Below are 971 nucleotides of genomic sequence, written 5' to 3' on the forward strand. Positions count from 1 at the left end.
CCACTACWCCAGCGTTATTCGGTCTTATATTTGGACGGCTTGTACGTGAAACTTCGCCGGGATACGGTAGAGAAAGAAGTTATTTATGTGGTATTGGGGGTGAACGAAGAAGGGTATCGTGAAATTCTTGATTTCTTCGTAGGAGGACAAGAAAGCGCCTATGTATGGCAGGAGATTCTCCAACAGCTCTACCAAAGAGGCGTCAAGGAAGTGCTTCTTGGCGTCTTCGATGGCCTTCCGGGGCTGGAGGAAGCCTTTAAGGCGGTGTATCCGAAAGCCGATGTGCAGCGCTGTGTCGTGCACAAAGTCCGCAACACCCTCAGCCGTGTTCGGAAAAAAGATCAATTCGAAATGGCGGAGGACCTGAAACTCATTTATCGTTCTCCGAATAAAGAAATCGCATTGGAGATGTTTCAACAGTTTCAATCCAAATGGTCTCACAAATACCCAAGGGAAGTCCAATCGTGGGCCAATGAGTTGGATGTCCTTCTCACCTTTATGGACTATCCAAGCAGTATTCGAAGTGTGATTTACACGACCAATGCCATCGAACGAACGATCAAGGAGATTCGGAAACGCCTAAAGCCGATGAACAGTTTGAGCAGTTTAGAAGCCGCTGAAAAAGTCGTATATTTGACCGTTCAAGATTTTAACGAGAAATGGGCAGAACGAAAGTTGCGAGGATTTGCCGAAGCGCAGGAAGCCCTCGAGCGAATGTTTGAAGAACGTTATCATTAACCAAATAATGTAAATAGATGAGATGAGGGGATTCTCCCTTTCCCCCTCAAGAGACTGAATATTCAGTCCCCTGGGGGGGGAACCAGCCCCCCTCTATTCCAAATCTATTTCAGAGATACCCTATCTATCTTACATTACACAAAATTCTTGACGGTACCTCACGTCAATTTGTTGATTATATAGCAAATCTTTATGGATTTACTGACTTACTACAGGTGTTTATTTATGACCAT

At 44.9% G+C, this 971-nt stretch carries 1 protein-coding gene; it reads left to right on the forward strand.

Going from position 1 to position 971, the window contains the following annotated elements:
• Positions 1 to 738, forward strand: a 738-nt coding sequence (locus CCB157_RS17070; protein WP_143287145.1) for an IS256 family transposase, incomplete at its 5' end; no start/stop codon positions are given.
• Positions 739 to 971 lie beyond the last annotated feature (233 nt).

Origin of the sequence: Caenibacillus caldisaponilyticus, assembly GCF_002003465.1 — a bacterium.
GTDB classification, from domain to species: Bacteria; Bacillota; Bacilli; order Bacillales; family Sporolactobacillaceae; genus Caenibacillus; species Caenibacillus caldisaponilyticus.